This is a genomic window from Paraburkholderia sp. CNPSo 3272 (assembly GCF_024206495.1).
Classification (GTDB): domain Bacteria; phylum Pseudomonadota; class Gammaproteobacteria; order Burkholderiales; family Burkholderiaceae; genus Paraburkholderia.
This window is the reverse complement of record NZ_JAMBPQ010000003.1, coordinates 1-24,556: the sequence shown is the minus strand read 5'-3', so window position 1 is coordinate 24,556 and position 24,556 is coordinate 1. Positions and strand designations below refer to the sequence as shown.

Here is a 24,556-nt window from a genome sequence, read left to right as displayed (position 1 = left end):
GTCTTCATGTGCATTTACGATGTGGTCAGTGCAATGGATGCAGGAGAGCCTGCTTTTTTTGATGCAATGGGTTAGGGCTTGCGCCTGGAGCAGGGGAGATGTGCATGCGTGCTCAGTACACGCGTGATGTGCCCGTCGCCGTCGTTTGATTGACTAACGCTTGCCGCATGCTGGTGCTACTCGACCGAGCGCCTGACAACCTGGCGCGTCATCGGCATCGGCATCGGCAGCCGCGTCGTGTCGATAGCGCAAACGGCTTGAAACCGAGGGGACGGATCATCTGGCCAAGCGGTCGATCAGCGCGTTGAGCAGTTCGATCGGCAACGGGAAAACGATGGTGGAGTTCTTGTCGGCGGCAATGGTGGTGAGCGTCTGCAGATAGCGCAGTTGCATCGCCTGCGGCTGCCGCGCGAGGCATTGCGCAGCCTGCAGCAATTTTTCGGACGCCTGCAGTTCGCCTTCCGCGTGAATCACCTTCGCGCGGCGCTCGCGTTCGGCTTCGGCCTGGCGGGCAATGGCGCGGATCATCGTTTCGTTGAGGTCCACGTGCTTGATTTCGACGTTCGACACCTTGATGCCCCACGCGTCCGTTTGCGTGTCGAGCACTTTCTGGATGTCGGCGTTCAGTTGCTCGCGCTCGGCGAGCAGGGCGTCGAGTTCGTGCTTGCCGAGCACGGCGCGCAGCGTGGTCTGCGCGAGCTGACTCGTCGCGTCGATGTAGCGCGCGACCTGAATGACGGCCTTTTCCGGATCCACCACGCGGAAATAGACCACGGCGTTCACCTTCACCGAAACGTTGTCACGCGTGATGACGTCCTGCGAAGGCACATCGAACACTACGGTGCGCAGGTCGATGCGTACCGCCACCTGTATCGCGGGAATGATGAGCACGAGGCCCGGCCCTTTGACCTTCCAGAAGCGCCCGAGCATGAACACGACGCCGCGTTCGTACTCCTTGAAGATGCGGATCGACGATAAGGCGATCAGTACCAGCAGCGCGATCAGAAGACCTGTGAAGCCGAACGTGAAGCCGATCATGAATGTTCTCCCTTCTCGTTTGCCTTGTCGTGTGCCGCGCCGTGCAGCGGGGTGACGGTGAGCGTGAGACCGCTGCGTGCGTTCACGCGCACGCGGCTGCCGGCGGCGAGCGGCGTGGCGCATGCCACACGCCAACGCTCGCCGTGCACGCGCGCCCAGCCCGTCGACAAGGCTGCGTGGCCGGGCCGCGGGTCGGGGTGCAGGCCATCGTCGATCACTTCGCCAGTGGCGCCTACCATCGCCTCCGCGCCGGTCACCACGGGCCGCCGCCGCGCGCGCAGCGCCACGCTGGAGACGGTGGCGACGAACGCCGCGCCGCCTAGCGCCAGGCCCGCGATGAGCGGCATGGGGATGCCGTAGCCGGGCGCGCTGGTGTCCATCAGCATGAGCGCGCCGATGGCGAACGCCACGATGCCGCCGAAGCCCAGCACGCCAAACGTGGGCAGAAATGCCTCCGCGATGAGGCACGCGAGCCCGAGCAGCACGAGCCCGAGGCCCGCGTAGTTCACGGGCAGCAGCTGCATGGCGAAGAGACCCACCAGCAGGCAGGTCGCGCCCGCCACGCCGGGCAGCACGAAGCCCGGGTTGGCGAACTCGAAGAAGAGTCCGTAAATGCCGATGGTCAGCAGAATCAGCGCGACGTTCGGGTCGGCGACGATCGAGAGAAAGCGGTTGCGCCAGTCGGGCGCGACGACTTCGAGCGGCGCGTGCGCGGTGGCGACGCGCAGCGTGCCCGCCGTGGTGGTGACGGTGCGGCCGTCGAGCTGGCGCGCGAGGTCGGCGGGGTCCTGCGCGATCAGATCGATCACGTGCTGGTCGCGTGCTTCTTCGTCCGAGAGGCTCACGGCCTCGCGCACCGCACGCTCGCCCCACGCCGCGTTGCGTCCGCGCAGCTGGGCGAGGCCGCGAATGTAGGCGGCGGAGTCGTGCATGACCTTGCGGGCTTCCGTCGATTCGTTGTCCTCGGCGTGCGGGGCCGAGGCGGCGGAGGCGGTTTCGGGAGCGCCTTGCGGGCCACCCGGAAAACCACCGCCGCCGCCCACGCCGAGCTGCACCGGCGATGCCGCGCCGAGGTTCGTCCCCGGCGCCATGGCCGCGAAGTGGCTTGCGTAGACGATATAGGTGCCCGCGCTGGCCGCGCGCGCGCCGCCCGGCGCGACGAAGGTCGCAACCGGCACCGGCGAGGCGAGGATCGCCTTGATGATCTGGCGCATCGACGTGTCGAGGCCGCCGGGCGTATCCAGTTGCAGGATCGCGAGCGGCGCGCGCTCGTGCGCGGCGCGCTCCAGCGAGCGGACGATGAAATCGGCGCTGGCGGGCCCGATCGCACCGTTCACCGTCATGACGACGACGGGCGGACTCGGCGCCGCGAACGCAGCAGGGATGGCTAGCGCGGCCGCCAGAGCGGCCCACGCGACCAGCAAGGCGACGAACACAACGGCGCGAGCAAGCCGCGCCGTGAGCGGGTGGTGCGGGTGAGCGTGCGGCGCGTCGTGCACCGCGGTATGCGAGGGGCGATGATCGCGCATCGGAAGTCCGGAAGGTGGCGCACGTTCCGGCTCACAGATGGGGCAAGAGCCGATACCTCAAGATTAGGCGCTTTCCGCCCAAAGCGCGAACCGGCCCGAATGGCGCGAAAACGCACCAAACGTGGCGCTGGGCACTGATTGCGCGGCTCCCGGGGCAATGGAGGAATCGGATTTGGCGCGTCGGCCTTCGTGGCTAACTCCCCGTGACCGGCGAGTCGTTGCAGTCGCAACAAAAAGGCAAGAGGGTGGTGGAAGCACGTACGGAGCGACCTTCGCTGCATCGACGCGGCGAGCTTCGAGGACGAACAGGACGTAGCAGCGTACCGCTCGAACGCGGTCGCGCATTGCGTGGCTTAGCGCAGCCCAGGGCCGGCGCACATTCTGGCCGCGCAGGATGGCGGCCCGATGCGGCGCGCGCGGATGCCTCCGGAATAGAGGCCTGGCTGGGCGCCGCATAAAACTCGACCGCTCGATGCGGCCGCGTGTTACTTCTCGTCCCTCGTTTGTACGGGCAGGGACGCTTGATGCAGTCAGGCGCGATTATTACCAGCGGCGCTGAGCTTCTGCGAGCAGTTCGCAGTATTCGAGATGACGGTTCAGCGCTTCGGCGCCAAGACGACGCAGTGCAGCCAGAACTTGAGTCAGCTTTTCGACGATTGCACCCATGATTTCCTCTTTGCTAGGGTTACTGCCTAAGGGATAACCCTTATTATAGGGATTTCAGGGCGGAATGCAAGGCGCGAGGGGCTAAGCGTGCAGTGCAGCAACGCTTTCGATTCGCCCCTTATTGGCATGCCAGCTGCCAGGCCCACACGAGAAGGCGCCTTCCTGTATCGCACTGTGTCTGGCGGTTCGTCCGACAAGCGCGCTTGCAAAAACGGGCGCGCGCGCAAACAAGCCAGATACATCGCGGCGTTCAAATGTCTCCTACGCAAGGTTGATACACAACAGTGCGCAACCACTCACCCAACGTCAGGAGAAACACCATGAAGCTCGCACAATCGCTCGCCGCCGCTGCTCTTGCTGCCCTCGTTGCCGTTCCCGCGCTCTCGTTCGCCCAGTCGAGCCAACCGGTGACGCGCGCCGAAGTGAAGGCCGAACTCGTGCAACTCCAGAAGGCCGGCTACAACCCGGCAAGCGACAACACGCAATACCCCGCGAACCTGCAAGCCGCGCTCTCGCGAGTGAATGCCGAAAGCGGCGCAGCTGCGTCGTCGTTCGGCGGTGTGGCCGGAGGCGCGTCCGCAGCAGGCAGCCGCATGCACTCCCGCGCCGCATCGAACGCCTCCAGTGCAAATGAGGCCGGCCAGGACGTCGTTGGCCTCGGCCCGATCTACGCTCACTCGTAATGCGCGCGGCACGACGCCGCGAAGTTTGCCGAGCACCGGCAGGCTTCGCGGCGTTGCCGCATCTATGTCCGGCCCGCTCATCCCCGATCGCTCGCCGGGCTGCTGTTACCATGTGCTTGCGCGCATGCATGCCCGCGCGGCGCACGCGAACGCTTTGACGTTCGGGTTCAAGGCGCATCCATGCGCATCACGGCGCGCAGTTCGCGCCGACACCCCGCAGCTCGCACGAGGTCAACATGCCGGGAACCCAGATCCCCACTTCCGCTCGCCCACGCATGATCCTGTTCAGCGCGCGCCAGTACGACGTCGATACGTTCACGGAGGCGAACACCGCTTTCCAGTACGAACTGCACTACCAGGAATCGCATCTCGACGCTGATACCGCCGTGATCGCCGATGGCTACGACGTGGTGTGCCCGTTCGTCAATGATGCGGTCGATGCCGCCACGCTCGAGCGCCTCCACAAGGGCGGCACGCGACTCGTGGCGCTGCGCTCGGCGGGCTTCAATCACGTCGATCTTGTAGCGGCACAGCGTCTTGGGATCACCGTCGCGAGAGTGCCCGCGTATTCACCGCATGCGGTGGCCGAGCATGCCGTCGGACTGATCCTCGCGCTCAACCGCAAGCTGCCGCGCGCCGTGTCGCGCACGCGCGAAGGCGACTTCTCGCTTGCCGGGCTGCTCGGTTTCGATCTGCATGGGAAGACGGCCGGCGTGATCGGCACGGGCATTATCGGCCGGTGTTTTGCACGCATCATGGGGGGCTTCGGCATGCAGGTTCTCGCCCATGACCCGGGCCCGCCGGCCGCCGACCTGCTGGCGCTCGGCGCGCGCTATGTGCCGCTCGATACGTTGCTTGCGCAGTCCGACGTGGTGAGCCTGCATTGCCCGCTCGTGCCCGCGACCCGTCATCTGATCGACCGGCGCGCGCTCGCGAAGATGAAGCGCGGCGCTATGCTCATCAATACCGGCCGCGGCGGCCTCGTGGAAAGCACTGCGCTCGTCGATGCGCTCAAGAGCGGCCAGCTGGGGAACCTCGGCCTCGACGTGTACGAGGAGGAGGGCGGCCTGTTCTTCGAGGACCACTCGGATGTACCGCTGCAGGACGACGTGCTTGCGCGTCTCCTGATGTTTCCGAACGTGATCGTCACGTCGCATCAGGCGTTCTTCACGCGCGAGGCGATGAACGAAATCGCGCAAACGACGCTACGCAATGTGGAGGCCTGGCGCAACGGGTCGCCGGGCAATCTCGTGGAAGCGCCGCACGGCTAAGGCGTAACGCCCGCGGCAACACGCCAAAGCGAAGCGGGGCGCGCGCAAGCCGCCCCGCTTTTTTGCTTTCTACTGCTACGCAATCACGCCTCGATCACGCCTCGACCACGCTGAGCGTGACGTCGATGTTGCCGCGCGTCGCCTTCGAGTACGGGCAGATCTGGTGTGCCGTTTCGACGATGCGCTGCGCCGTCTCGCGATCGACGCCCGGCAGGGTCACGTTCAGGCGGCCGCGCAGCTTGAACGCGTCGTCGGCGTTGACGAGGTCGATCTCGGCGTCGACCGCCACGTCGCGCGGCAGCGCCGTGCCGAGCTTCGTGGCCGCGCGGCCCATCGCGCCGATGAAGCACGCCGACCAGCCCGCCGCGAACATCTGCTCTGGGTTCGTGCCCGGCGCGCTCGATCCAGGCGGCGAGAGTTTCACGTCCAGACGCCCGTCGTCGCTGCGGGCCGCGCCGTCGCGGCCGCCGGTGGTGTGGGTCTTGCCGGTGTACAGCACTTTTTCTGCCTGAGTCATGGTGTTTATCTCCTGAAGTTAGCGTCGTTGGGACAATGAATTAGCTGCCGCGGTACAGCTGCTGGATTGCGGCGAGCTGGCCGTCGTGCTGCGCCTGAACCAGTTCCTGGCGAACCTGTGCACGCGTGATCTTTGCGTTGGCCGCATTGCCGGCGGGCGTCCATGCCTGGACTTGCTGAGCAGCGGGTTGCGCCGCGCCCGATTGAGCGGGCATGGCGGCGAAGACCGGAGCGGCGGTGAGGACTGCGGCGCTGGCGGCGAAGGCGACGGCGAGCTTCGATACGTTCATGACTTTCTCCTGGGAAGGGTCTGGAATTCCGTCCGGTCATCAGCAAGTTCCGGCGTTGATGCATTACAACCGCCGCACGTATCTGCCGTGTTTCATGAACGCCGCGTTTTGCAAGGGTATGTGTCTGTGGCCCGAGCTTATACATTGCGATACAAACTCGCCGCTCGTGCAATCCCGCTCGCGCCGCATCGGTCCTGGCACGCCGACGCTTTTTTGATTCGTTTTGTGTACGCGCTCGCAACAGACACATTGGGATACATGGCGCTTTTCCTGCCCGGTTATAAATTCACCGGGGCGTTTTGCCTGCCGCCGCGAGCGCGATCGAATGATTCGAACGATCTGCTGCCGCTGGCTCATCAACGAGGCCAAGCCGTTCGGGCGCGGCCTGCATGCACAACAAGGAGAAGTGGTCATGTCAGATCCCGTCAACGTCCGTCGCCGTCGCCTTCTCGGCACGTCGCTTGCCGGCCTCACGCTCGCGGACTTCGCATTCGGCGGTCTCGCGCACGCACAGTCGGCTGGCGGCGGTGAAGCCAACACGCGCACGGGCAACGGCGTCTCGTTCGGCCCGATCAAGCAGGTCAACGCGGGCCTGCTCAATGTGGGCTACGCCGAGGCGGGTCCGAAGAACGGCCCGGTGGTGATCCTGCTGCACGGCTGGCCGTACGATATCCATAGCTATGTCGAAGTTGCGCCGATGCTTGCCGCGTCGGGCTATCGCGTGCTCGTGCCGTATCTGCGCGGCTACGGCAGCACGCACATTGTCTCGGACGACACGCCGCGCAACGGCCAGCAGGCCGTCACCGCCGTCGATCTCATCGCGTTCATGGACGCCCTGAAGATCGATCAGGCCGTTCTGGGCGGCTACGACTGGGGCGCGCGCACGGCGAACATCGTCGCGGCGCTGTGGCCCGAGCGCGTGAAAGGGATGGTCTCCGTGAGCGGCTACCTGATCGGCAGCCAGGAGGCGAACCGCAAGCCGCTGCCGCCGCAAGCCGAGCTGCAGTGGTGGTACCAGTTCTACTTCTCGACCGAGCGCGGCGTGCAGGGCTATGCCGCCAATCGCGACGCGTTCAACAAGCTGATCTGGCAGCTCGCCTCGCCGAAATGGAACTTCGACGACGCGACCTTCGAGCGCAGCGCAGCGTCCTTCCAGAATCCGGACCACGTGGCCATCGTGATCTCCAACTACCGCTGGCGCCTCGGGCTCGTGCAGGGCGAAGCGAAGTACGACAGCCTCGAGCAGCGTCTCGCGGCCGCTCCGCCCATCACCGTGCCGACCATCACGCTCGAAGGCGACGCCAACGGCGCGCCGCATCCCGCGCCGGCCGCTTACGCGAAGAAGTTCACGGGCAAGTATCTGCACCGCACTCTCGATGGCGGCATCGGCCACAATCTTCCGCAGGAAGCGCCCAAGGAGTTCGCGCAGGCCATCCTGCAAGTCACGCATCTGTGACGGGGGCCGCGATGCAAGCACGCTTTTTCAGGCATCGCGCGCTCCTCGCGCTCGCACTGCTCGCGGGTCTTGCGCAGGGGCCCGCCGCGTGGGCCCAGCAAGGTACGCAAGCGCAGGGCCAGGCCGCCTCGCCGATCTACGGCGTGACCATTCCGCCCGGCTACCGCAAGTGGGAAATGATCGCGCCGGCCGAGGAGGCTGCGCCGCTCGACGAACTGCGCGTAGTGCTCGGCAATCCGGTTGCGATTAAGGCCATCGAGAATGCGACGCTGCCGTATCCCGACGGCACGATCCTCGTGAAGCTTGCGTACAAGCGCAAGCAGTCCGACGATTTCGGGCCGGCGACGGTGCCGGGCCAGCCCACGACGGTGCAGGTCATGGTGAAGGACTCGCGCCGCTATGCGTCGACGGGTGGCTGGGGATACGGGCGCTTCATCAACGGCGTGCCGGCCAACGAGGCGCAGCATCAAACCTGTTTTGCGTGCCACGCTTCGAAGGTGAAGGATCGCGACTACGTGTTTACGCGTTTCGCGCCTTGATGGGATGCCGGGGCTCCTGATTCGGGATTGGTGACATAATCCCGCAGTTGTCGTCAAACTGATCGGGAGAGCCCCATGCAGCGGACGTACCGTGGAAGTTGCCATTGCCAGTCGGTGAAGTTCGAAGCCCTAATCGATTTCAGCAAGGGCACGGGAAAATGCAACTGCAGTTTCTGTGGAAGGCTGCGCCTCTGGCTCGTGCAGGTTCGCCCGCAAGACTTCGTTCTGCTTGCGGGCGAAAGCGATCTCACGCATTACGAAGGGAAAAACCCGGTAGCCCACCATCCGTTCTGCAAACACTGCGGCGTGCACGTGTTCGACCGCGTCGATATGCCGAACGGAACGGGCTACGCTTACATCAACGTGAATATCATGTGCATCGACGACTTCGACCTGAACGAAGCGCTCGAAGCACCGATCTCCTATGCCGACGGTCTCGCGAATGACTGGGGCAATCCGCCTCGCGAAACGCGGCACCTTTGAATGGCTCAGGGCGCGCGTCCCGCATATTGAGCAATGCCGGGATCGCGAGCGTCCAGTTGATGCCGTTCAGATGTGAACTGAACGAATTCTGCGTGGAACCGTGAAGGCTCATCGAGCGTCCCGGCGTAGATAGTCACGATGTCCGGCGCATGCTGCGGTGTGCCGAAGAGCAGGCTGCCGCAATGCGCACAGGAATTTCGTGTAGTTGGCATGCCGCTGCCGCCCGTTATCGTATAAGAGCGGATGTCGCCTTCGAACGAGAATTCAGCAGCGCTCACGACAACCACCGGCAACCCGGCCGATCCGGAAGCGCGCTGGCAATCGCGGCAGTGACAAACGAGCTGCGCGAACGCTGCGCCGCGAGCCTCGTATTGCACCGCGCCACACAGGCAGCGGCCTTTCCAGTCTGTCGACATCGGTCTTCTCCGTTTTTGCAGGTACGCGCGCATGTTACGCGTAGATTCGGTCTCTTCGCGCGCTGCTGCCAGATCTGCGCGGGCAAACGCGTGGCCGCCGCCGCCCCGCGAGCCGGAGCGGCGGCGCCAGCCGATCATCCCTGCTTGCCCTGAATGCCCAACAGATCGCGAACTTTCTGCTCGGTCTGCGCGTAATCGCCCTCGCCGAAGTGGGTATAGACGAGCTTGCCGTTCTGGTCGATGAGGTAGACCGCCGGCCAGTACTGATTGCCATAGGCGTTCCACGTCGCGTAACCGTTGTCCTGCGCGACCGGGTACGTAATGCCGTATTGCTTGATGGCCTTCTGCAGGTTGCCGGTGTCGCGCTCGAACGAATACTCGGGCGTGTGCACGCCGACCACCACGAGACCCTTGTCGCGGTAGCGCGCGTCCAGCTCCTTGATGTGCGGGATCGTGTGCGCGCAGTTGATGCAGTCGAAGGTCCAGAAGTCGACGAGCACGACCTTGCCGTGCAACTGCTTGAGGTCGAGCGGCGGGCTGTTGAGCCAGTTGTTGATGCCGGTGAAGTCGGGCGCCTGCGCGCCGGTTTGCAGCGCTGCCGAGCCGCCCGACGGCGCTTCGCCCGAGGCGTACGCGGCGAGCCCGGCGGTGGCGGCGAGGCCGATGGCAACAGCGGCTATCTTGAGACGAGAGATCATGAGGGTTCTCCTTGTGTGGACGACGAGCGTATTGGAACGCTCCCACGTATCTGGGTCGTGTCCCGCCGGCAGCACTGTTGAAACGTAGTGTGTCGCCGCCGGGGCACGATACGTAGAGATACAAATCGTCCACCGCGCGTGCACCGCTGCACGCCCTTCGCGTGTTTGTATCCCTCTGTATCCAGCCGCTTTCGCGATACATGCCGATGCACGACGCACGCCTTCCAGACATTCCCCGGATACATGCCCGCGCTGAAATACGGCCCATGGCAAGTCCGCCGACATTCGTCTGGAGACCGAACTCATGTTACTCATCGTCATCGCATTCGTGGGCGGTGCGTTCACCGTCCTGAGCCCCTGCATCCTGCCGGTCGTGCCGTTCGTGTTCGCACGTTCCGAAGAGCCATTTCTCACAGGCCGGCTGCCCATGCTGCTCGGCCTCGCGCTCACGTTCGCGCTGCTCACGGGGCTCGGCGCGGCCGGCCTGAACGGCGCGGCGCAACTGAGCGAGTACGGCCGCTGGATCGCGCTGGGACTCTTCGCGCTGTTCGGCGCGGCGCTGCTCTTTCCCGCGCTCGCCACGCGCCTGTCCGGCCCGCTCACGGGGCTTGCCGACCGCTTCATGGCGCGCTCGCAGGACGACGGCGCGTCGCGCCGCATCGGCTCCGCCGTGCTGCTCGGCGCCGCCACGGGCTTGCTCTGGGCGCCGTGCGCCGGACCGATCCTCGGTCTCATCATCACCGGCGCGGCCCGCCACGGCGTGACCTGGCTGACCTGGGCCGCGCTCGCGGCCTATGCCGTGGGCGCCGCCAGTTCGCTCGCAGTGGTGGCGGGCCTCGGCCATCGTGCGATGGCTGCGCTCAAGCGCTCGCTCGGCGTGGGCGAGCATGTGCGGCGCGCGATGGGGGCGCTCGTGCTGCTCACGGTCGGCGCGATCGCGCTGGGTGTGGATACGCGCCTGCTTGCGCTGGTGCCGGGCGCTCCGACCAACGGCGTGGAGGCGCGCCTCGTCGACCTGCTTGCGAGCCCCGCTGCCGCACGGCAAACGCCGAGCGCGGAGCCAGCGCGTCATGAGGAGCAGGAAGCCCAGGCTCGCCCAGCGGTACAAGACGAGCCAGCGGCTCACATCGAGCGCGTGTCGCTGCCAGCCCCCGCGGCCGCCGTCGATCTTCCCGTGGAAGGCCGCCTGCCGGCGCTCGACGGCGCGACGGCGTGGCTCAACTCCGCGCCGCTCACGCCCGACGCGCTGCGCGGCAAGGTCGTGCTAGTCAACTTCTGGACCTATTCGTGCATCAACTGCTTGCGAACCCTGCCGTACCTGAAGACGTGGGCCGACCGCTACGGTAACGACGGCCTCGTCGTGATCGGCGTGCACACCCCGGAGTTCGGCTTCGAGCACGACACGGGCAACGTCAAGCGTGCGCTGGCGAACCTGGGCATTCGCTATCCCGTCGCCGTGGACAGCGACTACCGCATCTGGAACGCCTTCGGCAACCAGTACTGGCCGGCGTTTTATCTGGTCGATGCCGAGGGGCGCGTGCGCTATCACCACTTCGGCGAAGGCGATTACGCACAGGCCGAGCAGGCGATCCAGCAACTGCTGGCCGACAATGGCCGCGCCACGCCCGCGGCCACGCCGAAAGCACCGCAGGCGAGCGGCGCGCTGGCTCCCGCGGATCAACGCGACATCGGCTCGGGCGAAACGTATGTGGGGTATCGCGAGGCGCAGGGCAATGCGAACCCGGCGCGTGTGCAGGCCGATACGGCCGCCGCGTACACGTTGCCGGGGCAGCTCGGCCTGAACCAGTGGGCGTTCGGCGGCCAGTGGAACGTGGGCGCCGAGTCCGCCGTGGCGGGCGCGCCGCAGGCGAGCATCGCCTATCGCTTCCATGCGCGCGACCTGCATCTGGTACTCGCCCCCGCCGCCGACGGCAAGCCCGTGCGCTTTCGCATCAGCATCGACGGCGCGCCGCCGGGAGCCGCGCATGGCGCCGACGTCGCAGCGGACGGCAGCGGCGTCGCCACCAGCGCGCGCCTGTATCAGCTCGTGCGGCAGTCCGGCCGCATTGGAGATCACACCTTCGAGATCCGCTTTCTCGACCCGGGCGCGCACGTCTACAGCTTCACGTTCGGCTGATAAGCGCCACGCCACGCCGCGCCGCCGTGCCCTCGCGGGCCGGCGGCGTTTGCGTTGCGGCCCGTGCCTTGCATCGCGGCGGGCTTTTTGTAGCGCAATGTATCTGCGGGCAATTCGGACACGTTCATATGCAAACCGCGCCCCAAACGGAAACACGGCAGATACATCGGGACGTTCAAATACACCTACGCCAGCTCGATACACCCCTCGTGCTGAACCGAAAACGGATTGAACCCGATCGCTGTCTACCCTTCCTCTTTGGAGAACCTCATGAAAGCCCTCAAGCTCCTCGCTCTCGCCGCTCTCGCCGCCGCCCCCGTTCTTTCGTTCGCTCAGTCGAACGAGCCCGTCACCCGTGCGCAGGTGCGGGCCGAACTCGTGCAGCTGCAGAAAGCCGGCTACAACCCGGCCGCCGACGAAACCCAATACCCGCGCAACATCCAGGCAGCGCTGGCGCGCGTGGAAGCCACCCAGGTCGCGCAGCAGGCCGTTTCGCCGTCGTATGGCGGTGTGGCGGACGGCTCGTCCGACGCGTCCGCTCCGCGCAAGCCGCATCACGCGATGAACGCCGCGAACGCCGCGCGCGCCGCGCAGGACGATATCCCCGGCCTCGGCCCGATCTACGCGCATTCGTAATCCGCGTTTCCCGACCCACCGAACGACCCGACAAGAGAAGAGAGATAAACGATGGCCTCGATCAAGCAGATATTCACGTCCGTGGCGCTCCTCAGCGGCCTCTTCGCGCTGCAAGCGGCGCACGCCGCGCCCCCGCAGGACCTGAAAGGCACCAACGTCGTGCTGGTGCACGGCGCGTTCGCCGACGGCTCCAGCTGGAACCGCGTGATTCCGCTACTCGAAGCGCGCGGCCTGCACGTCGTGGCCGTGCAGAACCCGCTCAGCTCGCTCGCCGACGATACGGCCGCGACGAAGCGCGTGATCGAGCAGCAGAAGGGGCCGGTCGTGCTGGTCGGCCACTCGTGGGCGGGCGTCGTGATCAGCGAAGCGGGCAACGACGAGAAGGTGAAGTCGCTCGTGTACGTTGCGGCCTTCGCGCCCGACAACGGCCAGTCGATCGCCGATATCACCCAGGGCCAGCCGGACGCGCCCTGGGCGAGCGAACTGCGCAAGGACTCGGCGGGCTACCTGACGCTCTCCGACAAGGCGATCCGCCAGGACTTCGCGCCCGACCTGCCGCCCGTGCAGCAACGCATCGTGGCGGCCACCCAGGGCCCGTGGTTCAGCGGCGCGCTCGCGCAGAAGGTCACGCAGGCCGCGTGGCACGACAAGCCTTCGTATTTCGTCGTGACGACGCGTGACCGCATGATCGACCCCGCGCTGCAGGAATCGATGGCGAAGCATATCGGCGCGAAGGTGACGCGCGTGAACGGCAGCCACGTTTCGATGCTGAGCCAGCCGAAGGCCGTGGCCGACGCGATCATCGACGCGGCGGAACACGCGCAGCAGGGCGAACAGTAACCGGCCCGCGACGGCCGTGCGGTGGAAGCGTTTCCACTCGCGCGGCCGTTCGCCTGCCGCCGACACGCACGCGAGGAGCACCTGAATGCAACGCTGGGTACAGGGACTGATAATCTGCACACTTCCGTCATCGTCCGGAAGGCCCGCCGTGCGCCCATTCAGTGCCCTCATCATGCTCGTTGGCGTCCTGCTCGCATCGGCAGGCTATGGCGCGACGTTCCTGTTCTCCATGCACGTGCGCGCCATCGGCGGGAACGACATCAACACCGGCGTGGCGCTCGCGGGCGCCGCGCTCGGCACCTTCGTGGGCGTCTCGCTCACGGGCTGGGTTGCCCAGCATGTGGGCGCGGCGCGCATGGCCGCGCTCGCGGCGCTCTGCGTGGGCGCGGGCGTGGTGAGCTTCGCGCTCGTCGAGCAGGTGAGCAGCTTCGACGTCGTGCCCGGCTTCCTCGTGGGCTTCGGCTGGGGCGCGTTCTGCCTCGCCGCGCCCATGGCGCTCGCCGAGCGCACGAACGACGCGGAGCGCGGCCTCTGGTTCCTGCGCTTCGCCACCATGCAGATGACGGGCATCGGCGGCAGTCCGGCGCTCGCGGGCTTTGCGATCCGCTTCTGGCGCATGCCGCTTGGCGGCGTCCTCTACACGATCGGCGGCCTGTGCGTGCTGGCGGCCGTCCTGCTCGAACTGTTCGGCCGGCTCGCGCCGCATGTGCGCTCCAGCACCGCGACGCAAGAACCGGCCTCGCCGGACCCGTGGCTCCTGAAGATGGGCGTGATCGCCCGCACGCGCGCGGTGTATCCCATCGTCATCATCGCGCTGGGCGGCTGCGTGTTCTCGGGCCTCATGACGTTCCAGATGTCGCTCGTGCAAGGCACCGAGGCGAAAGCGACGACCTTCTTCAGCGTCTACACGGTGACGGTCATCGCCACGCGCTGGCTGCTCTCGCGCGTGGTCATCAAGATGCGCTCCGAAACCGCGACGAAAGTGCTGCTCGTCATGATGGTGATGGGCAGCGCGGCGATGTTCGTCGTGCCGTTTCATGTGTTGTTTCAATCGGCGGCTGCGGTGCTGCTGGGCACCGGGTACGGGCTCGCTTACCCGATCGTTCAGCTCCAGGCCGTCAACGACACCGTCGCCGCGCACCGCCGCGCCGCGCTCACGTGGTTCGTCGCGGCGTACTTCGTCGGCGCGTTCGGGTTTCCGACCGTCGGCGGCTGGGTGCTGGTGCACGGCGGCCGCGCGGCGCTGCTCGCGCTCATCGCGGCGTGCGGACTAGCGGCGCTCGCGCTGGCGGTTGTGCGCGACCGGCGGCGTGTCGAGACCTTATCGGCCAGCGCCTGAACAGGCCCTGGCCATTCCCATTTTGCTAACGAACCGGAGGGATCGTGACAGAACTATGGCGTTTATCCGCAACTGAGCTCGCCAAGCGGGTTCGCGCGCGCGAGGTGTCGGCACGCGAGGCCGCGAAGGTTGCGCTCGATCGTCTCGAAGCCGTCAATCCGCTCATCAACGCGGTGATCGACTACCGGCCCGAATGGGTCTTCGCGCAGGCCGACAAGATCGACGCGGCGATTGCGCGCGGCGAAGACCCGGGGCCGCTCGCGGGCGTGCCAGTGACCACGAAGATCAACATCGACCAGGCGGGCTTCGCGACGACCAACGGCACGCGTCTGCAGAAGGATCTGATCGCGCAGGTGAACAGCCCGGCTGTCGAAAACCTGGTGCGCGCGGGCGCCGTGCTGCTCGGCCGTACCAATTCGCCGACCTTCGCGCTGCGCTGGTTCACGAGCAACCAGGTCCACGGGCATACGAAAAACCCGCGCAATGCGTCGCTCACGCCGGGCGGCTCGAGCGGCGGCGCGGCGGCGGCGGTCACGGCCGGCATCGGGCATATCGCGCTCGGCACCGACATTGGCGGCTCGGTGCGCTACCCGGCCTATGCGTGCGGCGTGCATGGCCTGCGGCCCAGTATAGGGCGGGTGCCGGCGTTCAACGCGTCGTCGCCCGAGCGGCCGATCGGCGCGCAGATGATGTCGGGTGCGGGCCCGATGGCGCGCACGGTCGAGGACCTGCGCTTGGCGCTCGCGGCGCTTGCCGCGCCCGACCTGCGCGACCCCTGGTGGACGCCGGCGCCGCTCATCGGGCCCGACGTGCCGCGGCGCGCGGCGCTCTGCCTGCGCCCGGGCGGCATGAGCATCACGAAGGAGGTGGAGGATGCTTTGCTCGACGCCGGCCGCCGACTCGCCGACGCGGGCTGGACGGTCGAGCAGATCGATGACGTGCCGCTCCTGCGTGACGCCGGCGAAGTGCAGGAACGCCTGTGGCTCGGCGACGGCTTCCCGGCGCTCGCCGACGCCGTGGCGCGTGACGGCGACCCGGGCGCGCAGGCGGTCGTGGACGGCGTGCGCGCCAAGGTCGAGGCGATGCCCGAGAACGTGGTGGTCCCGTCGCTGGTGCGCCGCACGACGCTCACGCGCGCATGGCGCTTGTTCCTTGCGGAATATCCCGTGCTGCTGTTGCCGGTTTCCGGCGAACTGCCGTTCCCCGACAACCTCGACATGCAGGGCGCGGCGGGATTCCAGCGCGTGTGGGACGCCCAGCTGACCATGCGCGCATTGCCCGCGATGGGCCTGCCGGGGCTCGTCGTCTCGACGGGCATGGTGAAGGACGTGCCGGTTGGGGTGCAGATCGTCGCCGGGCACTTCCGCGAAGACCTGTGTCTGCTGGCGGGCCAGGCCATCGAGGCACGCGGCGCGCCGCCGTCGCCGATCGACCCGGCCATGTAAGCCGGGCGGGCGTTATGCGGGCTTCTTGACCACGGTGTCGTGAGGGGGCAGCGCGTGCCCCTCGCGGGTCTGCGGAAACATCGAAAGCAACGGCTTGCCCGTTGCAACTGCTGGCGTCGCTGCATGGCGATTCGCGTGGACCGTGGCGAGCACCGCCGACAACGTTGCGCGTACAGCGAAAGCGGCAGCATGGCCGCGCACGGGCTCACATCCTCGAGTCAACGCAGCAATGCGAGACTCAGCGCGATACCGGCCGCGTAAGTGCCGAGCGCGCCGAGAAATCGGGCGGGGTTGGGTTTCGCCATCGTAGGAAACGCGATCAGCCCGACGACGAGCAGGCACCGGCAGACGGTCGCTGCCACGATCAGCGCCAGCGTTACCGGCGAGGGCGAGCGTGTGCCCAGATAGAGAAAAAGCACGGCCAGGAAGGGAACATATTCGGCCGTGTTCGCATGCGCGCGGACGAGCTTGTGCAGCAGGCTGGCTGGGTCCGGCGCGCATCCCGAGAGTGTGCCTCCGCGAAAGCGAAGCACGGAAATGGACAGGCCGAGGCCAAACAGCAAAAGACCCAGCACAGCCGCGCAGGCCAGCGCAATTCTGTCCATTTGATGCTCCTTGGCGAAAGCAGGCGATGCAATTGCGGCGCGCGTTAGCCGACTTCGACGCGGTTGCGTCCGCTGTCCTTGGCCCGATAGAGCGCCACGTCCGCGCGTTTGACGATCGCGCCGAAGTCATGCTCGTCCGGCAGGCGCTCGGTTACGCCGATGCTCACCGTAAACGGAACAGGCTTGCCCAGTCGCCACGTGTGCTCGAAGTCCTGCTGCTCGATCGTCTGGCGCAGCTCCTCGGCCACGGCCGTTGCCTGGTCGATATCTAACTCAGGCAGCGCGGCGACGAACTCTTCGCCGCCCCAGCGGGCAAACACGCCAATGGGTCTGTCGCTGTTCATTACGACCTTGGCCAGCACGCGCAGGACTTCGTCGCCGATGTCGTGCCCGTAGCTGTCGTTGATCTTCTTGAAGTAATCGATATCGAGAATAAAGACGGAAAGCGTTTTGTCCGCTTCGAGAAGCTGTTCAACGGTGTCGGCAAATTCGCGGCGGTTCGGCAGGCCGGTCAGCTCGTCGGTCACGGCCTGCTTCTGGAGCAGGTCCATCAATCGAACGCGGTCGGCGATATCGCGAATCACGGCTGTGAATTCGATCAGCCCGCCCACGTTGATTTTCGAAATCGCAATTTCGACGGGCAACAGCGACCCATCCCGATGCAGCCCATACACGCGGTTGCGCTCGTCCATCTGCCGCGAGCGCACGGGCGAACGCGCGAACTGGTGGACGTATTGCGAATGATTGCCGCGGTAGCGCTCGGGCAGAAGGTCCGTGATCGGTTGGCCGAGCATTTCCTCGGCGGAGTACCCGAACAGGTTTTCGGCGGCGCGATTGAATAGCGTGATGCAATGCTGCTGGTCGATCGTGATGATGGCGTCGTACGCCGCGTCCACGACCGAGCGAAAGCGCGACGTGCTGACTTCCAGTTCGTGCGTCAGCAGCATTTTCGTGGTGATTTCAAGGCCTGTGACCATGATTTCGAGCACCGAGACGCCGCTTTCGGCGTGGCGTATCGGCTTCAATGACAGGCGCCACCAGTGCGTTCCGTCCCTCAGGTCGTAGGCTTGCTCGAGTTCACGGGCGACGCCGGATTCGAAGCACTGGGTGAGCTTTTTGCGGAATTCCGTTCGGGCGTAGTTGGGAATGAGCGAATCGAACGGGGCCGGAAACGACTTGATCGCACTACGCCTGCCGCCCGTCATGCGCATGAAATGATCGTTGCACGCCGAAACCACGAACTGGCCCCGCTCGTCGCGGCGGATCATGGCCACGCTCGCAGCGATTTCGTCGACGAAATCGCGCATCATGTTGGACCAGTCGGCCATCGAGCCTCCTTTGCCCGGTTGCCCAATACACTGACGATATAGTAGTCCGCATTGCGTGGCGCGCGGCAGCGCAATGCGCCCTGCAGATGTTTTCGAACATGCGGGTTCGCGCGCTCGGGCAGACCCCACCACACGGCAAGCAGCGTGTTGTTGCGCAGGCGATGGGACCGATACGCCGTCAATGCAACAAGGTCACGGGCACGCTGCAAAGCCGCCTGAGCCTTGCGAGCATCATCCATTTGCGCAGAAAGCCGAGATGGCTTGCGTCCACGAGAACGATATCCGCGCCGCCGCATTCCACGCACGCGGCGATGCTGCGTTCCGCGGGGCCAGGCGCGTGCCGCAGCCGGTACGGCACGCCTGCGTCCTTGAGAATCGCGCAGGTGGCGGCGAGCATGTCGCGGCCGTGCCGTTGCCTGCGCTTGCGGGCGCCGTTGCTCGCCTCGGCTTGCTGCATCGTCTCCACGATCTCGACTTCCACCATGCCGCGTTCGGCAAAAAGAAACGCGCTGTGGCGTGCGGCTTCGGCTGCGCCGTGCCGGTCAATGACGGGAATGAGGAGTTTCAACACGAAATGGCCCGAGAGATTGCGGATCGCATGATCGTAGCGAACAGCGCGTAAACAAGCCGTAAAAGATTGGCTGCCAGCGTGTAAATGCGGCGCTTTTTTACGGCATTTTTTCTTGTGCGAAGAAGAACGCCACGCCTACACTTGCGCGTCGAATCCTCCCGGGGCATTGCCATGTGCTGCCGCCGCCATTCAATCCTGTGTTTCTCCGCTAATCATGCCGATGCGTTTTAGAGGCTGGTTGAAGCTCGCGCTTCTCACGTTTTCCGTGGACCAGATACTGACCGCCGTGTTCGGCTACGTTACCCAGCAAATCGATGCGGGTATTTCGGACTTCGAGACAGTGATCTTCAGCTGCATTACATGCCTGCTCGTCAGCAACTGGCTGGTGACCGATGCGCGCGCCGCATGGGCCGCGGCAAAGAAGCAGGGATTCATCGGACCTGCGCGAAGCAGTGGAAGTGCGCACGAAGCGCCACTCGAAATTGCGAACGCGTGCCCGCGACGCTGGCTCGTCGTGCTGCATCTCGAGTTGAATCCGCAGCTCGCACACAGCATGTGAAATTTAGACACGACGCACCGCCATTTTTAACACCGGTTTTACGCGTTCGGGAATACGCTGAAGTTGTGTTCACAACCTGCGAGTAGCAATTCAAATCTCATGGCTTGCGCAAATCCCATCCCCCGTTACGAGATCGAGGCGCCGGCTCCGCGCCCGCGTGCCAAGGTCGTTCCGTTGCGGGCTCCGCGTGCCTGGCTCGAAGTCATGCTGAACGCGAATACCGAAGAAGCCGCACGGGCGCATCTCGCCGCGCTGCTGCATTCCCCGCTCGGCGTCTACGTCGCGCAGACGGCCTTCGTGCGCGGCGCCATGCGCGTGCTACTCGATATCGCGCCCGAAGACATCGACTTCACGATGCATACGCTGATAGGCAGCGTGCCGGAAGCCACGATCGGCGCGCTGCGCGCGCGCACCGGCAACAAGGGGGCCTGATATGTTCGAGGGAATCTGGTTGCCCATCGTGACGCCGCTGCGCAATGGCGAAGTGGATGTCGATGCGTTGGAACTCCTGACCGACAAATACGCGAGTGACGGCGTTGCCGGCATCGTCGCGCTCAGCACGACCGGCGAGGCGGCGCTCCTCAGTGACGTGGAGCGCGTGACCGTGCTGCAGGCCATAACGCAGGTCGCAGCGGGGCGCGTGCCCGTGATCGCGGGCCTGGGCGGCAGCGATACGCGTGCGTTCGTGCAGGATCTGCGCACGCTGGAAAGGTGGGACGTGGCGGGTTTTCTCGTTCCCGCGCCGTCGTATGTTTGCCCGGACCAGGCGGGGCTCGCATGGCACTTCGGGCAGATCGCGCGTGCGACGTCGAAGCCGTTGGTGCTGTACGACGTGCCGCATCGCACGGGCGTGCCGATCGAAGTCGAAACGGTGCGCGAACTGGCGGAATTCGACAATATCGTGGCGATCAAGGCTTGCGCCAGTGAGCGCTTCAAGGCGCTGGGGCAACTGCCCATCTCGCTGCTTTGCGGCACGGACGAAGCGTTTCTGGAGTGTCTCGAAGCAGGTGGCGCGGGCGGCATACTCGCAAGCGCACACATTTGCCCGGACCTGCTGCGCGATGTGCATGCGCTCGCGAAGGCGGGCTACGGCGAGGCGGCGGCCCGGCTTTTCGAGCGCTTCAAGGGCGTGCTGCGCCTGTTGTTCGCCGCGCCGAACCCAAGTGCGATCAAGGCCATGCTGGCGCTCGACGGCACCCTGTCGCACGAAACGCGTTTGCCGATCCGGCCGGCTTCGCCCGCGCTCGTCACGCAACTCGAATTCGCCCGCGCCGTGCTCGACGACCTGCGCGCCGCCGCGCCTTCGAGCGCTCAAGGAGCGCCTCGAGTGGCTTTGCCCCGCTGAAGTATCCCACTGTAAAGTTAGTGGCGAGGCCGCAGGCGCATTGCGCAATCCCGATACCTGTTCCACTCGCAGGCAGGAAACGCTCATACGCGCGTACGATAAGGCCGCTTTACGTACCGCCATCACTGGCTCAAATAATGTTCTCGCTGCGGTAGTTTATCTGTCGCCCTGACTTCGACGAAGCAGTCGCAGCGCGCAACCACGCCTCAGAGCCATCCGTCCTTCCTCCTGTCTCTGGCCAGCAGTCTCGCTCACAGAGGCAGCTAATCCAGCGTGTTTGGGCACAGGAACGGGCGGTGCGCTTCACCCATTTCGGGAACTCGCTCAAATGCCGCTGCACGGAGCGCAACGTGCACGCATGGTTGAGGCGTGAATACCAGGAGCGACGCTCTTCACTATGACTAGCCGAGCGCTGGCTCTTTTCTACCCGTCGAGTGTGGGCACATTTCATTAATGGCACCGCGTGTTGCGCATGTTCGCGCCGGGCCACTGAAACGAACAGGAGCAAACAATGAAAGCGGTGGTTTTTCATGACATCGGTGACATCCGGCTCGACACTGTCCCGGACCCGTCTATTCAACAACCTACGGACGCCATCGTGCGCATCACGTCGAGCGCAATCTGCGGGACCGATCTGCACATGGTACGCGGCACGTTAGGCGGCATGAAGCCTGGCACCGTGCTAGGTCACGAGGGCGTGGGCACCGTCGAGGAAGTGGGGTCGGGCGTACGCAATCTGCGCCGTGGCACGCGGGTGCTCATTCCATCCACCATTTCCTGCGGCGCGTGCTCCTATTGCCGCGCAGGCTATACGGCGCAATGCGACAAAGCCAATCCGAATGGCGCGCAGGCGGGAACGGCTTTCTTCGGCGGCCCCGAAAGCACAGGGCCTTTCAACGGCCTGCAGGCTCAGTACGCGCGCACGCCCTTCGCCAACGCGAGCCTGGTGCCGCTGCCGGACGAACTCGACGACGACCGCGCGATCCTTCTTTCGGACATCTTTCCGACCGGCTATTTTGGTGCGCAACTCGCCGAAGTGCGCGCGGGGAACGTGGTAGTCGTTTTCGGCGCGGGGCCGGTCGGACTCTTCGCCATCGCTAGCGCGCGCCTCATGGGTGCCGGCCGAATCTTCGCCGTGGACCGCGTCGCCTCGCGTCTGGACATGGCTCGTGCCCTGGGTGCCGAGGCGGTGAACTTCGAGGACGAGGACCCTGTAGAGGTGCTAACGGAACTCACCGCGGGCATCGGCGCCGATCGCGTGATCGACGCAGTGGGCGTCGACGCTATCCGGGGGAGCGGCGCCAGCGCTGACAAGGACGACGCAACAGCCGCCCAGTTCGACGAAGAGGTGCAGGAAATCACGGGGGGACGCGGCCATACGAACGGCAGCGCGTGGCAGCCAGGTAGCGGCCCTTCGCAGGTCCTGCAATGGGCCATGAAAACGGTGGCGAAGGCGGGCACGATAGGGGTCATCGGGGTGTATCCGCCCACCGACCGCTTCTTCCCGATCGGTGAGGCGATGAACCGTAACCTCACGCTCAAGCTTGGGAATTGCAATCACCGGACAATCGTGCCGGAACTCGTCCAGCTGGTGCGTGAACGCGGATTTGATCCGCTTGGCGTGCTTACCCAGCGAGAACCGCTTACCCACGTGCTCGACGCCTATCGCGCTTTCGATGCGCGGGAACCGGGCTGGATCAAGGTCAAGCTGGAGCCGTGACGCTCGCGGCGCGAACGGGCCTGCCGAGCGGCGGGTTGCCTGTCTGCCCGAGTTCGCCGTTCGCTCCCACGAGACCCTGGGCACGGCAGATGCGAAACCGCAAGCCACGATTGAGAACCGGCGAATTGATTGCGTTGAACGTGCCGACCCGGCTGCAAGGAGGAGAGCCAGAATGAAGGAGTCACCAGTCCTTGCCATCGTGCGTCAGGAAGACCCGCATTCATTCGATGCGAGTCTTCTTCTCGACGAAGTCAGCGCCATGGTCGCACTCTACAGCGGGGACGGCGCGCAGACGCGATTTCGTGTCGAAGACGCGACAACGCCGCGCGGTGCGTTCGTCGTCGCGCGGAGTGCAAAGGGAGAAGCAATAGGTTGTGGCGCTGTCCGGCGCCTCTCTTTCGAAGTGGCCGAATTGAAGCGAATCTACCGACGTCCTGAATGGCCCGGCGCGGGATCCGCCATTCTCCGTTATCTGGAGCGTATTGCCGTCACATTGGGATTTCGTTGCGTCGTTTTGCAGACGAGGGCGGCAAACCGCCATTCCATCGCATTCTATCAACGCCATGGATATCGAAGCATTGAGCCATACGGAGAGTATGTCAGGATGGGCGATGCCCGATGTTTCGGCAAGGCGCTGCCGTTGGTAACGCAACCGAAAACTCGCGCATAGCAGCGCTCGCCGCCATTCGGACACGCGGGCCCGATACTCGATCACCTTACCGTTCTAGCCCGCTGCTCGCCTGGTTTTTGGCATAGGGCGGCTCAAAGGAGCACGGTCATGCCCGAACTGCAAGCTGGCGCGGACTCGCCGCACCTCGACGATAGTCAGCGCGAACAGGCCGCCGAGCATTCGACCCCGCATCCTCTCGTCATCCATGAAATAGTTCGGGAGGAAGGCGAGACCGCTATGGGGCGGACATTCTCGGCGTTGATGTGGTCGGCGCTTGCGGCTGGCATGTCCATGGGTTTCTCTTTTCTCGCCCAGGCCATCGTCGAAAGTGCGTTGCCGGCGACAACCTGGCGCCACCTCATATCGAGCATCGGTTATTCGATGGGCTTCGTGTTTGTGATCCTCGGGCGCCAGCAGCTATTCACCGAAAGCACGCTGACGGCCGTCCTTCCCGTGCTTGTTCGTCGTGATCTGAAGACGATCGGACGAACGTTGCGCCTATGGTCCATTGTGCTTTTCTTCAATCTCATGGGTACGACGATCTTCGCGGCCATGCTGCAGTTCAGGGGCGTGTTCTCGCCGGAGATCGGTACAGCGCTAGCCAACGTCGCGCATGCGCCATTTTCGGGTGATTTCGGAGTGACGGTAGTGCGCGGCGTTTTCGCGGGCTGGCTCATCGCGCTGATGGTGTGGCTTTTGCCGAGTGCTCGCGCCGCGCGCTTGTCCACTATTCTGCTTGTGACATACACAGTCGGCGTGAGCGGCCTTGCTCACGTTATCGCCGGTTCTGCGGAAGCCGCCTATGCGGTAATGATCGGCGTGGCCAATATTGGCGACTACTTCGTTGTATTTCTGTTCCCCACTCTGATCGGAAATGTGATCGGTGGGGTCGCCATGGTGGCTATCGTCAACCACGCTGCAATCGCCCCAGAAATTGCTGGCGCTCAACGCCAGAAGTGAAGGAGCCGGAGCCGCATGCCCCATCGAGTACAACCCTGCAGGTACTGAGCGATCCTAAAAAATATCCCCCCCTACCCGGGAATGAACATGCCCACGGCCGCAAGCGCCATGAACGCCGTTGCGATCCAGCCGCCCGCTTTCAGCAGCCCCGAGATCGCGAACTTGCCCATCACGCGCCGGTTGGTGCCCATCAGCATGACCACGACCATGACGGGCACGGCAGCCAGCCCGTTGACGACGGCGCTCCAGTACAGCGCCTTGACCGGATCGAGATGTAAGAACGTGATGGCGGTGCCGCCGAGGATGGCCAGGGCAATCACGGCATAGAACTCGCGTGCCAGCGTCAGGTGCAGCGAAAGGCTGCTGCGCCACCGGAACGCCCCGGCAGCCCCGTATGCCGCAGAGCCTGCAAGGACGGGCAGCGCGAGCAACCCCGTGCCGACAATGCCAGCGGCAAAGACGTATGCCGCCAGATGGCCCGCTATCGGTTCGAGGGCTCTCGCCGCGTCGGCGGACGTCTGGATCTTCACGTGATGGGTGTAAAGCGTTGCGGCGGCCGTCAGCATGATGAAGAACCCCACGCCGTTGGAGACGGCCATGCCGATCCAGGTGTCGGCCGTGATCCGGTTAATGTGCCGGTACGCGCGAAACGACGAGATCCATCGCAGCGGCCGCTCGCCAGGTTTCGCCCGCATTTCCTCGACCTCCTGCGAAGCCTGCCAGAAGAACAGGTAAGGGCTGATCGTGGTGCCGAGAACAGCGACGACCGTGGTGAGATACTCGGCCGAGAGATGGGCCCGCGGCCAGACCAGCGAG

General features: G+C 65.2%; 27 protein-coding genes. 16 read left to right on the top strand and 11 right to left on the bottom strand.

Going from position 1 to position 24,556, the window contains the following annotated elements; all coding sequences use genetic code 11:
- Positions 1–276: 276 nt before the first annotated feature.
- The 3 genes from M3I53_RS04515 to M3I53_RS38140 form a co-directional block, all read right to left on the bottom strand.
- On the bottom strand, positions 277–1,038 hold the full coding sequence (locus M3I53_RS04515) for a slipin family protein (protein WP_254314765.1): 762 nt from the start codon (positions 1,036–1,038) through the stop codon (positions 277–279).
- Positions 1,035–2,567, bottom strand: coding sequence for a nodulation protein NfeD (locus M3I53_RS04510; RefSeq protein ID WP_254314764.1), 1,533 nt, complete (start codon positions 2,565–2,567; stop codon positions 1,035–1,037). Before M3I53_RS04510 ends, M3I53_RS04515 begins: the two co-directional genes overlap by 4 nt.
- Positions 2,568–3,110: 543 nt before the next feature.
- The gene (locus M3I53_RS38140; RefSeq protein ID WP_302057552.1) at positions 3,111–3,233 is read right to left on the bottom strand and encodes a hypothetical protein; all 123 of its coding nucleotides are present in this window, start codon (positions 3,231–3,233) and stop codon (positions 3,111–3,113) included.
- Between the two features lie 320 nt (positions 3,234–3,553).
- On the opposite strand from M3I53_RS38140, the gene M3I53_RS04505 reads away from it, so the two are divergent.
- Positions 3,554–3,916 carry a DUF4148 domain-containing protein gene (locus M3I53_RS04505; RefSeq protein ID WP_254314763.1) on the top strand — a complete coding sequence of 121 codons (363 nt, stop codon included), beginning with the start codon at positions 3,554–3,556 and terminating at the stop codon, positions 3,914–3,916.
- Between the two features lie 236 nt (positions 3,917–4,152).
- The gene (locus M3I53_RS04500) at positions 4,153–5,187 is read left to right on the top strand and encodes a 2-hydroxyacid dehydrogenase (RefSeq protein ID WP_254314762.1); all 1,035 of its coding nucleotides are present in this window, start codon (positions 4,153–4,155) and stop codon (positions 5,185–5,187) included.
- 94 nt (positions 5,188–5,281) lie between these two features.
- Here M3I53_RS04500 and M3I53_RS04495 read toward each other — a convergent pair whose 3' ends face one another.
- Both M3I53_RS04495 and M3I53_RS04490 read right to left on the bottom strand, forming a co-directional pair.
- On the bottom strand, positions 5,282–5,704 hold the full coding sequence (locus M3I53_RS04495; protein WP_254314761.1) for an organic hydroperoxide resistance protein: 423 nt from the start codon (positions 5,702–5,704) through the stop codon (positions 5,282–5,284).
- Positions 5,705–5,744: 40 nt separating this feature from the next.
- On the bottom strand, positions 5,745–5,993 hold the full coding sequence (locus M3I53_RS04490; protein WP_254314760.1) for a DUF4148 domain-containing protein: 249 nt from the start codon (positions 5,991–5,993) through the stop codon (positions 5,745–5,747).
- Positions 5,994–6,405: 412 nt separating this feature from the next.
- Here M3I53_RS04490 and M3I53_RS04485 point away from each other — a divergent pair, with 412 nt between their 5' ends.
- The 3 genes from M3I53_RS04485 to M3I53_RS04475 all read left to right on the top strand — a co-directional run bounded on the left by M3I53_RS04485 (position 6,406) and on the right by M3I53_RS04475 (position 8,471).
- Positions 6,406–7,449: an alpha/beta fold hydrolase gene (locus M3I53_RS04485; RefSeq protein WP_254315092.1), complete on the top strand. Its 1,044-nt coding sequence runs from the start codon at positions 6,406–6,408 to the stop codon at positions 7,447–7,449.
- Positions 7,450–7,460: 11 nt separating this feature from the next.
- The gene (locus M3I53_RS04480) at positions 7,461–7,988 is read left to right on the top strand and encodes a cytochrome P460 family protein (RefSeq protein ID WP_254314759.1); all 528 of its coding nucleotides are present in this window, start codon (positions 7,461–7,463) and stop codon (positions 7,986–7,988) included.
- Positions 7,989–8,063: 75 nt separating this feature from the next.
- Positions 8,064–8,471, top strand: coding sequence for a GFA family protein (locus tag M3I53_RS04475; protein WP_254314758.1), 408 nt, complete (start codon positions 8,064–8,066; stop codon positions 8,469–8,471).
- A 5-nt stretch (positions 8,472–8,476) separates the two neighbouring features.
- Here the strand turns inward: M3I53_RS04475 and M3I53_RS04470 are convergent, their stop codons facing one another.
- Together M3I53_RS04470 and M3I53_RS04465 are read right to left on the bottom strand one after the other, a co-directional pair.
- Positions 8,477–9,025, bottom strand: coding sequence for a GFA family protein (locus M3I53_RS04470; RefSeq protein ID WP_254314757.1), 549 nt, complete (start codon positions 9,023–9,025; stop codon positions 8,477–8,479).
- Positions 9,022–9,585, bottom strand: a complete 564-nt coding sequence (locus tag M3I53_RS04465; protein WP_254314756.1) for a thioredoxin family protein — start codon at positions 9,583–9,585, stop codon at positions 9,022–9,024. The genes M3I53_RS04470 and M3I53_RS04465 overlap by 4 nt, the downstream gene beginning before the upstream one ends.
- Positions 9,586–9,889: 304 nt before the next feature.
- Here M3I53_RS04465 and M3I53_RS04460 point away from each other — a divergent pair, with 304 nt between their 5' ends.
- The 5 genes from M3I53_RS04460 to M3I53_RS04440 all read left to right on the top strand — a co-directional run bounded on the left by M3I53_RS04460 (position 9,890) and on the right by M3I53_RS04440 (position 15,982).
- Entirely contained in the window at positions 9,890–11,722 is a 1,833-nt protein-coding gene (locus tag M3I53_RS04460) for a cytochrome c biogenesis protein DipZ (protein WP_254314755.1), read from the top strand.
- Positions 11,723–11,992: 270 nt separating this feature from the next.
- Positions 11,993–12,358 (top strand): DUF4148 domain-containing protein, encoded by a 366-nt coding sequence (locus tag M3I53_RS04455; protein WP_254314754.1) that lies wholly within the window; start codon positions 11,993–11,995, stop codon positions 12,356–12,358.
- A gap of 51 nt (positions 12,359–12,409) precedes the next feature.
- Positions 12,410–13,198 (top strand): alpha/beta fold hydrolase, encoded by a 789-nt coding sequence (locus M3I53_RS04450; RefSeq protein WP_254314753.1) that lies wholly within the window; start codon positions 12,410–12,412, stop codon positions 13,196–13,198.
- 148 nt (positions 13,199–13,346) lie between these two features.
- Positions 13,347–14,537, top strand: coding sequence for an MFS transporter (locus M3I53_RS04445; protein WP_254314752.1), 1,191 nt, complete (start codon positions 13,347–13,349; stop codon positions 14,535–14,537).
- A gap of 44 nt (positions 14,538–14,581) precedes the next feature.
- Positions 14,582–15,982, top strand: coding sequence for an amidase family protein (locus M3I53_RS04440; protein WP_254314751.1), 1,401 nt, complete (start codon positions 14,582–14,584; stop codon positions 15,980–15,982).
- A gap of 218 nt (positions 15,983–16,200) precedes the next feature.
- Here M3I53_RS04440 and M3I53_RS04435 read toward each other — a convergent pair whose 3' ends face one another.
- The 3 genes from M3I53_RS04435 to M3I53_RS04425 form a co-directional block, all read right to left on the bottom strand.
- A complete protein-coding gene (locus M3I53_RS04435) occupies positions 16,201–16,587 on the bottom strand; it encodes an MAPEG family protein (protein WP_254314750.1) in 387 nt (128 codons plus the stop codon).
- Between the two features lie 44 nt (positions 16,588–16,631).
- The gene (locus M3I53_RS04430) at positions 16,632–17,915 is read right to left on the bottom strand and encodes a diguanylate cyclase (RefSeq protein WP_254314749.1); all 1,284 of its coding nucleotides are present in this window, start codon (positions 17,913–17,915) and stop codon (positions 16,632–16,634) included.
- A 178-nt stretch (positions 17,916–18,093) separates the two neighbouring features.
- A complete protein-coding gene (locus tag M3I53_RS04425) occupies positions 18,094–18,486 on the bottom strand; it encodes a universal stress protein (RefSeq protein WP_254314748.1) in 393 nt (130 codons plus the stop codon).
- A 238-nt stretch (positions 18,487–18,724) separates the two neighbouring features.
- Between M3I53_RS04425 and M3I53_RS04420 the strand changes: the two genes are divergently transcribed.
- The 6 genes from M3I53_RS04420 to M3I53_RS04395 all read left to right on the top strand — a co-directional run bounded on the left by M3I53_RS04420 (position 18,725) and on the right by M3I53_RS04395 (position 23,740).
- A complete protein-coding gene (locus tag M3I53_RS04420) occupies positions 18,725–19,045 on the top strand; it encodes a hypothetical protein (protein ID WP_254314747.1) in 321 nt (106 codons plus the stop codon).
- Positions 19,046–19,249: 204 nt separating this feature from the next.
- On the top strand, positions 19,250–19,477 hold the full coding sequence (locus M3I53_RS04415) for a hypothetical protein (RefSeq protein ID WP_254314746.1): 228 nt from the start codon (positions 19,250–19,252) through the stop codon (positions 19,475–19,477).
- A 1-nt stretch (position 19,478) separates the two neighbouring features.
- Positions 19,479–20,390: a 4-hydroxy-tetrahydrodipicolinate synthase gene (locus M3I53_RS04410; protein WP_254314745.1), complete on the top strand. Its 912-nt coding sequence runs from the start codon at positions 19,479–19,481 to the stop codon at positions 20,388–20,390.
- Between the two features lie 511 nt (positions 20,391–20,901).
- Positions 20,902–22,110 carry a zinc-dependent alcohol dehydrogenase gene (locus M3I53_RS04405; RefSeq protein WP_254314744.1) on the top strand — a complete coding sequence of 403 codons (1,209 nt, stop codon included), beginning with the start codon at positions 20,902–20,904 and terminating at the stop codon, positions 22,108–22,110.
- A 172-nt stretch (positions 22,111–22,282) separates the two neighbouring features.
- Positions 22,283–22,780, top strand: coding sequence for a GNAT family N-acetyltransferase (locus M3I53_RS04400; protein WP_254314743.1), 498 nt, complete (start codon positions 22,283–22,285; stop codon positions 22,778–22,780).
- Positions 22,781–22,888: 108 nt separating this feature from the next.
- Positions 22,889–23,740, top strand: a complete 852-nt coding sequence (locus M3I53_RS04395; protein ID WP_254314742.1) for a formate/nitrite transporter family protein — start codon at positions 22,889–22,891, stop codon at positions 23,738–23,740.
- Positions 23,741–23,811: 71 nt separating this feature from the next.
- On the opposite strand, the gene M3I53_RS04390 is transcribed toward M3I53_RS04395, so the two are convergent.
- On the bottom strand, positions 23,812–24,556 hold a 745-nt coding region (locus M3I53_RS04390), incomplete at its 5' end, for an NRAMP family divalent metal transporter (protein ID WP_254314741.1).

Coding starts and splice junctions, on each gene's coding strand:
- M3I53_RS04490 (WP_254314760.1), bottom strand. CDS start 5,993: ATGAACGTATCGAAGCTCGCCGTCGCCTTCGCCGCCAGCGCCGCAGTC.
- M3I53_RS04485 (WP_254315092.1), top strand. CDS start 6,406: ATGTCAGATCCCGTCAACGTCCGTCGCCGTCGCCTTCTCGGCACGTCG.
- M3I53_RS04495 (WP_254314761.1), bottom strand. CDS start 5,704: ATGACTCAGGCAGAAAAAGTGCTGTACACCGGCAAGACCCACACCACC.
- M3I53_RS04455 (WP_254314754.1), top strand. CDS start 11,993: ATGAAAGCCCTCAAGCTCCTCGCTCTCGCCGCTCTCGCCGCCGCCCCC.
- M3I53_RS38140 (WP_302057552.1), bottom strand. CDS start 3,233: ATGGGTGCAATCGTCGAAAAGCTGACTCAAGTTCTGGCTGCACTGCGT.
- M3I53_RS04470 (WP_254314757.1), bottom strand. CDS start 9,025: ATGATCGGCTGGCGCCGCCGCTCCGGCTCGCGGGGCGGCGGCGGCCAC.
- M3I53_RS04400 (WP_254314743.1), top strand. CDS start 22,283: ATGAAGGAGTCACCAGTCCTTGCCATCGTGCGTCAGGAAGACCCGCAT.
- M3I53_RS04410 (WP_254314745.1), top strand. CDS start 19,479: ATGTTCGAGGGAATCTGGTTGCCCATCGTGACGCCGCTGCGCAATGGC.
- M3I53_RS04415 (WP_254314746.1), top strand. CDS start 19,250: ATGCTGAACGCGAATACCGAAGAAGCCGCACGGGCGCATCTCGCCGCG.
- M3I53_RS04460 (WP_254314755.1), top strand. CDS start 9,890: ATGTTACTCATCGTCATCGCATTCGTGGGCGGTGCGTTCACCGTCCTG.
- M3I53_RS04450 (WP_254314753.1), top strand. CDS start 12,410: ATGGCCTCGATCAAGCAGATATTCACGTCCGTGGCGCTCCTCAGCGGC.
- M3I53_RS04465 (WP_254314756.1), bottom strand. CDS start 9,585: ATGATCTCTCGTCTCAAGATAGCCGCTGTTGCCATCGGCCTCGCCGCC.
- M3I53_RS04395 (WP_254314742.1), top strand. CDS start 22,889: ATGCCCGAACTGCAAGCTGGCGCGGACTCGCCGCACCTCGACGATAGT.
- M3I53_RS04480 (WP_254314759.1), top strand. CDS start 7,461: ATGCAAGCACGCTTTTTCAGGCATCGCGCGCTCCTCGCGCTCGCACTG.
- M3I53_RS04430 (WP_254314749.1), bottom strand. CDS start 17,915: ATGGCCGACTGGTCCAACATGATGCGCGATTTCGTCGACGAAATCGCT.
- M3I53_RS04405 (WP_254314744.1), top strand. CDS start 20,902: ATGAAAGCGGTGGTTTTTCATGACATCGGTGACATCCGGCTCGACACT.
- M3I53_RS04475 (WP_254314758.1), top strand. CDS start 8,064: ATGCAGCGGACGTACCGTGGAAGTTGCCATTGCCAGTCGGTGAAGTTC.
- M3I53_RS04515 (WP_254314765.1), bottom strand. CDS start 1,038: ATGATCGGCTTCACGTTCGGCTTCACAGGTCTTCTGATCGCGCTGCTG.
- M3I53_RS04510 (WP_254314764.1), bottom strand. CDS start 2,567: ATGCGCGATCATCGCCCCTCGCATACCGCGGTGCACGACGCGCCGCAC.
- M3I53_RS04500 (WP_254314762.1), top strand. CDS start 4,153: ATGCCGGGAACCCAGATCCCCACTTCCGCTCGCCCACGCATGATCCTG.
- M3I53_RS04435 (WP_254314750.1), bottom strand. CDS start 16,587: ATGGACAGAATTGCGCTGGCCTGCGCGGCTGTGCTGGGTCTTTTGCTG.
- M3I53_RS04505 (WP_254314763.1), top strand. CDS start 3,554: ATGAAGCTCGCACAATCGCTCGCCGCCGCTGCTCTTGCTGCCCTCGTT.